General features: G+C 43.0%; 3 protein-coding genes. All 3 read left to right on the plus strand.

All coding sequences use genetic code 11. The features are described from left to right. The first annotated feature begins 33 nt into the window (after nt 1-33). The 3 genes from D3P12_RS13380 (at nt 34) to D3P12_RS13390 (ending at nt 8,370) form a co-directional block, all read left to right on the plus strand. Complete coding sequence (locus tag D3P12_RS13380) at nt 34-417, plus strand: DUF1573 domain-containing protein (RefSeq protein ID WP_118196301.1); 384 nt, start codon at nt 34-36, stop codon at nt 415-417. Between the two features lie 29 nt (nt 418-446). After that, nucleotides 447-1,640, plus strand: coding sequence for a pyridoxal phosphate-dependent aminotransferase (locus D3P12_RS13385; protein ID WP_118196303.1), 1,194 nt, complete (start codon nt 447-449; stop codon nt 1,638-1,640). A 142-nt stretch (nt 1,641-1,782) separates the two neighbouring features. Next, nucleotides 1,783-8,370, plus strand: coding sequence for a polyketide synthase (locus D3P12_RS13390; RefSeq protein WP_118196304.1), 6,588 nt, complete (start codon nt 1,783-1,785; stop codon nt 8,368-8,370). Nucleotides 8,371-8,372 lie beyond the last annotated feature (2 nt).

Genomic DNA, 8,372 nt, shown 5'->3' on the forward strand with positions numbered 1-8,372 from the left:
AATCATTGATTTACTGTACTAAAATTTACTAAAATGAAAAAATCACTTTTATTACTTTTCATAGCCGTTTCTTTTATCGGCTTTTCATCTATGATTGCTCAAGACGCACCAGAATTTAAGTTTGAACAAGAAACCCATGACTTCGGTAAAATACCTCAAGGAACGCCCGTTAGCCATGAATTCACTTTTACCAATACCGGGTCTGAACCGTTAATCATCAACAAAGTAGAGTCTACGTGTGGATGCACCGTACCTGAATACACTAAAACCCCAGTCAAACCGGGCGAAACCGGTAAAATCAAAATCACATTTGATGCTGCCGCTGCCAGTCCGTTTTCTAAGATGGTAACGATACGGTCCAATGCCAAAACACCAGTTAAAGCACTGTATATCAAAGGAGTCGTACAGAAAAAATAAAACAAACATCTAAGAACACATTCTTTACAATGCCAGAAATTTCGAAAAAAGGCATCGCCATGCCTGCTTCACCTATTCGGAAGCTTACCCCCTTTGCCGATTTGGCAAAGAAAAATGGCAAAAAAATATATCATCTAAACATTGGCCAACCTGATATCGCTACACCCGATATTATGCTCGATGCGGTTAAGAACATCGATTTTAAAGTATGGGCTTATACCGCTTCCGAAGGCACTGAATCCTACCGGGACAAACTCAGTGAATATTACAATCATTTAGGTTACGGAGTCAGCAGTACGGATATCCTGGTTACCAATGGAGGGTCGGAAGCGATTACCTTCGCCATGCAATCTTGCCTGAGCCAAGGTGATGAAATCATCATTCCCGAGCCTTTCTATGCTAACTATAACGGCTTTGCCTGTATGGCTGATGTTGTTATCAGGCCTATTCTTTCTACGATCGAGAATGGTTTCGCTTTGCCACCTATTTCTGAATTCGAGAAGTCTATCAACGCAAAAACCAAAGCCATCTTTATTTGCAATCCCAATAACCCGACGGGCTATCTCTATTCCAGAGAAGAATTGGAAATCCTGCGTGACCTCTGTTTAAAATACAACCTCTACCTGTTCTCTGACGAGGCCTACCGCGAGTTCTGCTACGATGGACGTGAGTTTGTATCGCCGATGCATTTGGAAGGATTAGAAGAAAACGTTGTTGTATTAGACACTGTTTCCAAACGTTATAGTGCCTGTGGCGCCCGTCTGGGGTGCTTGATCACCAAAAATCAGAAAGTCTACCAAGCTGCGCTTAAATTCGCACAAGCCAGACTTAGTCCGCCAATGGTAGCTCAGATAGCAGGCGAGGCCGCAGTAGACACTCCCGCAAGTTATTTCCAAGAAGTTAAAGAAGAATACACCCAGCGTCGCAACCTGCTGGCTGACGGTCTCAACAGCATTCCCGGCGTCAAATGCCCCATTCCTGGTGGTGCTTTCTATATCGTAGCTCAACTACCGATAGATGATGCCGATAAGTTCTGCCAATGGATGCTGGAGAAATTTGATTATAACAACCAAACCGTTATGATGGCACCAGCTACCGGCTTCTACAGCAGTGATGGTGAAGGAAAAAACGAAGTCCGTTTAGCTTACGTATTGAATCAAGACGACTTAAAGAAAGCTCTTATTTGCCTTGAAAAAGGACTGGAAGTCTATAATTCACAATAGTTTACAAAACAGAAAAACCAAAATACCCATTAATCGGTATTGATACCCCAACCCTAGCGAGATACCTTTATTAAAAATTTTAAAGGTATGTTCTAGGGTTTTTCATGTGGCCCTGGAACATTCCTTTATCAAATAAAGGAAAATGGGTAATAGTACATATCAAACCAAGACCATTGTCGACTTATTCAAAGAACAAGTTGACCGAACGCCTAATCATATTGCTGTCGAATTCAACAATGAAAGCCTAAGCTATCGCGAACTCGATGAAAAATCAAATCAATTAGCACATTATTTACAATCTGCTGGCGTCGGCGAAGAAACCCTTGTACCCATCTGCTTAAACCGCTCGATGGACATGATCATCGGCGCTTTGGGTATCCTAAAAACTGGTGGAGCCTATGTCCCTATTGACCCTGATTATCCGATTGACCGCATCCTCTATACCATAGAAGATACACAGGCCACAGTCGTTATTACCGAAAGTGGCACCATCTTGTCTAACACGGAAATAAAAAACGCGAAAACCATCTTACTCGATCAGGAACAGAGCGCAATCAAAAAACAAGAAAAAAGTTCCCCCGAAATCACCGTCAAGCCCGAAAACCTTTGTTATATCATTTATACATCTGGCTCAACAGGGCGACCTAAAGGGGTGATGATTGAGCACAGGAACGTAGTTAGGCTCTTTTTCAATGATTCGCCTTTATTTGACTTTAATGAGAATGATATTTGGACCATGTTCCATTCATTCTGTTTTGATTTTTCGGTATGGGAGATGTATGGTGCATTACTTTTCGGGGGCAAAGTAATCGTAATTCCTAAAAATACGGCTCAAGACAGCGCTGCTTACGCAGAACTTTTGGAGATAAAGAATGTCACCGTTCTTAACCAAACACCGTCAGCTTTCTATCTTCTCCAAGAACATATTTTAGATAGAAAACCCAATTTGAACATACGCTTCATCATATTCGGTGGGGAGGCACTCAATCCCAGCAAACTAAAACAATGGAAAGAAACGTATCCAAAATGTAAATTAATTAACATGTACGGCATCACCGAAACGACTGTACATGTTACTTATCAAGAAATAAGTCAAGAGCATTGCGAAAGCAGTAAGAGCGTTATCGGCAAACCTATTCCAACCCTATACACCTACATCTTAGATGAAAATCAAAAACAAGTTCCTTATGGAGTTGAAGGAGAACTTTATGTCGGTGGCGCCGGATTAGCGCGTGGTTATCTTAACATGCCCGACCTGACTTCCGAGCGCTTTATCCTTGATCATCTCGGCTCGGAACCTTCAGCAAGGCTTTATCGAACAGGTGACTTAGCTAAAATGCATGAAAATAAAGAATTAGAATATCTAGGAAGAATCGATGATCAAGTCAAAATACGCGGATTTAGAATCGAACTTGCTGAGATCGAATCTGTTCTTCTCGAAATACCGACAATAAACCAGGCTATTGTTCTTGCCAATGAAGATCAGGCTGGCAACAAACGACTAGTCGCATATTTGGTGACAGAAGAACAGCTAGAAAACGATACAATTACCAATCATTTAGCTACTAAACTCCCCAGCTATATGATTCCTCAACTATTCGTTCCTATCGAAAGCATACCGCTTACATCAAACGGCAAGGTCGACAAAAAAAACCTGCCAAATCCGGATGCATCAGATTTAATCAAAACGCTGTTTGTGGCCTCCCGAAACGAGCTAGAACAAACGTTGGTGGCACTTATTAAAAACGTCCTTCAAGTCAACCGGGTTGGTATTGACGATAACTTCTTTGAATTGGGAGGGAATTCCTTATTAGCACAAAAAGTGATCTCCAACTTATCGGAAATAAACGTCAAGCTGCCAATCACAAAAATTTATCAATATCCCACCGTCCGAAAACTTGCCGGTGAGCTCCAGAGAGACGAAAAAACAACACACACGAAACGGAAACCCAGACCGGCCCAGCAATCAGACGTCGCCGTTATAGGTATGGCTGGACGCTTTCCTGGAGCCAGTACCATCAACGAACTCTGGCAGAATTTGAGGTACGGAAAGGAAAGCATTACATTCTTTTCAAAGGAGGAACTAGACCATTCTCTTCCGCAATCTCTGATAGAAGACGCTGACTACGTAGCCGCACGTGGCGTTATTTCCGATGCGAAGGTTTTTGACGCAAATTTCTTTGAAATCAACACCAAAATCGCGGAGGTGTTAGATCCTCAACACCGAAAGTTCCTTGAAATCTCATGGGAGGCGTTGGAGCAGGCAGGCTACGCATCCTGTGCCGGAGAATCGATCGGCGTTTATGCAGGATCAAGCAGCAATACCTATTTCAATAACAATATCTATCCAAACAAAGATCTTATGGCGCGGGTTGGAGACTTCCAAGTTCTTACCTTGAGCGACAAAGACTTTCTCGCTACCCGGGTCGCTTATTGCCTCGATTTGAAAGGGCCAGCAGTCACCATACAGTCCGCCTGCTCAACTTCCCTCCTCGCTATCGCTGAAGCCGTAAAAAGCATTAGAACCGGACAGTGCGACCTTGCTTTAGCTGGCGGAGTCGCCATCAATGTGCCGATCAATACCGGGCATTTATATGAAGAAGGTTCCATACTTAGCTCCGATGGGCACTGCCGTACATTCGATGCAGATGCTAAAGGTACCGTCTTTAGCGATGGAGCAGCCGTTGTACTTTTAAAAGATTTGAAACAGGCAGAAGAAGATGGGGATACCATTTATGGTGTGATCAAAGGAATCGGCATCAATAACGACGGTGGCGGTAAAGGAAGCTTTACGGCGCCAAGCTCTGAAGGCCAAGCAACAAGTATCATGAATGCACTAGAAGATGCTCAAGTTGACCCAGCAAGTATCTCTTATGTTGAAGCCCATGGAACCGCTACACCGATCGGCGACCCAATTGAAATCGAAGGGCTGAACATTGCTTTTGGAGAACAAGAGAAGAAACAATATTGTGCCCTCGGTTCTATTAAGAGTAATATGGGACATTTAACTCAAGCAGCTGGTGCTGCAGGTTTCATCAAAACTGTTCTCTCGCTTCACCATCAGGAACTACCACCGTCTATCAACTTCAGCAAACCCAACCCACATCTGAATCTCGAAGAAAGTCCTTTTTATGTAAACGATCAATTATCCAAGTGGGAATCTGACGGCATCAGACGAGCCGGCGTCAGCTCCTTTGGTGTAGGCGGCACCAATGTCCATGTCATACTAGAAGAATACCAACAAACAGAAAAAGAAAGCTCGGCTGGTCGCCCGTATGAACTGTTAACTTGGTCCGCTAAATCCCAAGAGAGTGTTGATGCTTATGCAGAAAAACTCAAAGATCATATCCAAGAAAACTCAGATCTTAATTTGGCGGACGTAGCTTACAGTCTACAGACCAGCAAGGCGACCTTTAATAATCGTCGATTTGCAATTGCCTCAAACAATCAAGATTTAATCGAAAAGCTCAATCCTCTATTCCAGTCGGCCGATACTAAAAATTTAAAAGAGAAACCCAGCAACCTCATATTTGTATTCCCAGGTCAGGGGGCTCAATACATCAATATGGGTAAAGAGCTGTACGCAAACGAAGCGATATTCAAAGAGGCTGTCGACGAATGCGCCGAGTTATTGAAGTCCGAATTAGGAGAAGATATAAGGGACATCATCTTTACTGACAGTGAGAATAAACACAAAATTGATACGCTCAACAATACCTATTACACTCAACCCGCATTGTTCGTAAGCGAATATGCACTTGCTAAGCTTTGGATGTCACTAGGTGCAGAACCAAACTGGTATATCGGTCACAGCATCGGCGAATTCGTAGCAGCCCATTTAGCCGACGTCTTCAGTTTAAAAGACGCATTGCACCTCATTGCCAATCGCGGTAAATTAATGAGCAGTCTGGCTGCCGGAAGCATGTTAGCGGTTCGTACAAACCATAAAAACATCGAAGGGTTCCTGCCGACTGAATTATCACTCGCCGCAATCAACAGCCAACATCTATGTGTAGTAGCAGGTCCATCAGAAGCTGTGCAGAAATTTATACACACACTCGGAGAAAACGAAATCGTATCTAAATTACTGCACACCAGCCATGCGTTCCACTCGTCGATGATGGATCAGATTGTTGAACCATTTGCTGAACTAACAAAATCTCTGACCTTAAATGTGCCACAAAAGCCCATTATCTCAACCGTTACCGGCACCTGGCTAAAAGACTCCGATGCAACCGACCCTATCTACTGGGCAAAGCATTTACGGTCAACTGTACGCTTCTCCGATGCCGTCCAAACAGCTTTAGAAGAAGAACCCAACTCTTTGTTTATTGAAATAGGGCCGCGGAATGGTTCCACGACTTTAATTCGCCAACATATTGAAAAACAGAGCGCAACTGCTATTGCGGCACTTGAACATCAAAGCAATCAGAATGAATACGTTTCATTCCTAAGAGGAATTGGTCAAGCTTGGCTCAATGGCTTAGAAATCGACTGGCAAGCATACTATTATAATCAAAAAAGAAAAACAGTCAGCACACCAACCTATGCTTTTGAAAAGAAAGAATGTTGGGTGGAACCGGTCACTACCCTGTCAGCTGCATCTGCTGCACCGTCAGAACAACCAAAAACTCAACAACCCGTGACAAATCAAATTTCGACACCACATTATAACACCGAAATGAGAAAGACTCAATTAATTGAAAAAATCAAATCAATACTTGAAAATGCATCCGGCATAGAAACAGCCGGCATGAATTCCGAATCAAGCTTTATTGAAATCGGTCTTGATTCTCTTCTATTAACCCAGGTAGCACTTACTCTCAAGAAAGAGTTTAAACTACCTATTACCTTTCGAAAACTTACAGAGGAATACGATAGTCTATCAGCTTTAGCTGATTATTTAGATGCAAATTTGCCCGACGATACCCAGCCGAATATACCAGCAGTACCAGTGAATGTACTTGTACCGTCTTCATCTACACCCAATCTACAAGCAACCGACCTTACAGCAAGCGACAATGCGATTGGCTTAATCTCTCAACAGATCAATTTATTAGCTCAGCAAATTTCGCTTCTTCAAAATGGCAGTACTTCCAATCATAATGGTCATTCGCTAAAAGTTGCATCAAATCAATCTTCAGATTCAGATATTACGCCAGAGGAAGCCGTTGAACTGAAAAAACCGTTCGGTGCTACCGCGAAGATCGACAAACAAAGGGCAGATCTTTCAGCGAGCCAACATCAATTCTTAGAAAAATTCATCACACGCTATAACCAAAAAACCGCAAAGAGCAAAGCTTACACCCAGCAACACAGAAGACAGATGGCAGATCCGCGCGTCGTATCCGGTTTCCGTCCCCTCACCAAGGAAATGACCTATCAACTCGTTGTAGAAAAATCAAAAGGCAGCTATCTATGGGATATTGATGGCAATCAATACATCGATTTGCTCAACGGCTTTGGTTCCAACCTACTCGGCTATCAGCCGGACTTTCTCAAAAAAGCATTGATTGATCAAATTGAGAAAGGGTATGAAATCGGTCCACAGCACGTACTTGCAGGCGAAGTCAGTCAGCTAATCTGTGAGTTTACAGGTCATGACCGTGTAGGTCTATGTAATACTGGTTCAGAGGCTGTTCTGGGCGCTATGCGCATAGCCAGAACGGTTACCGGTAAATCGTTGATTGTAGCCTTTACAGGATCATACCATGGCATTGTTGACGAGGTACTGGTTCGCGGCACCAAAAAACTAAAGAGTTTTCCTGCTGCATCGGGGATTATGCCTGAAGCAGTACAAAATATGCTGATCCTCGATTATGGTACCGAGGAAAGCCTTCAAGTCATAAAAGACAGAGCAGATGAAATTGCCGCCGTTTTGGTTGAGCCTGTTCAAAGCAGAAGACCAGAGTTTCAGCCCATTGAATTTCTCAAAGATTTACGAAAGACCACAACCCAAAAAGAGGTTGTTCTGATTTTTGATGAAATTATCACCGGTTTCAGAATGCATCCTGGAGGAGCGCAAGCTCTCTTTGGCATCAAAGCAGATATAGCGACCTATGGAAAAGTTGTCGGCGGCGGTGTTTCTATTGGTATCATCGCAGGCAAAAAAGATTATATGGACGCCCTAGATGGCGGTTATTGGGAATACGGAGACGATTCAGCTCCAGAGGTTGGCGTAACCTATTTTGCCGGCACCTTTGTTCGCCATCCCTTAGCGCTGGCTACTGCCAAAGCTAGTTTATTGTACATGAAAGAACGCGGGCCAAAACTTCAAGACGAGCTGAATCAAAAAACAAAAAGATTTACAGACAAGCTGCAACATATCTGCACAAAATATAACCTTCCTCTCTATATTGTACGTTTTGGTTCCCTTTGGAAAATTAAATACAAGGACGAGTATCCTTATAGCGAGCTCCTTTTCGCTTTAATGAGAGAAAAGGGTATCCATATTCTAGACGGTTTTCCCTGCTTTATTACCGAATCACATACTACGGAAGAATTATCAGAAGCGAGTGCTGTATTTGAACAAAGCATTCAAGAACTGCTTGATCACGACTTCATACCCGTCGAAAAGACATTGGAAGAAAAAATCCTGGAAAATACAATTCATTTCGCTGAGGAACCACCTGTCGAAGGAGCTTTATTAGGAAAAGATGCGAACGGAAATCCCGCTTGGTTTTTGCCTGATGATAATATCCCAGGAAAATATTTACAGATCAATCTTTAAGC

The organism is Pedobacter indicus, from assembly GCF_003449035.1.
Lineage (GTDB): Bacteria > Bacteroidota > Bacteroidia > Sphingobacteriales > Sphingobacteriaceae > Albibacterium > Albibacterium indicum.

Bases quoted from the DNA above. Each gene is read 5' to 3' on its own strand.
- D3P12_RS13390 (WP_118196304.1), top strand. From the start codon at position 1,783: ATGGGTAATAGTACATATCAAACCAAGACCATTGTCGACTTATTCAAA.
- D3P12_RS13380 (WP_118196301.1), top strand. From the start codon at position 34: ATGAAAAAATCACTTTTATTACTTTTCATAGCCGTTTCTTTTATCGGC.
- D3P12_RS13385 (WP_118196303.1), top strand. From the start codon at position 447: ATGCCAGAAATTTCGAAAAAAGGCATCGCCATGCCTGCTTCACCTATT.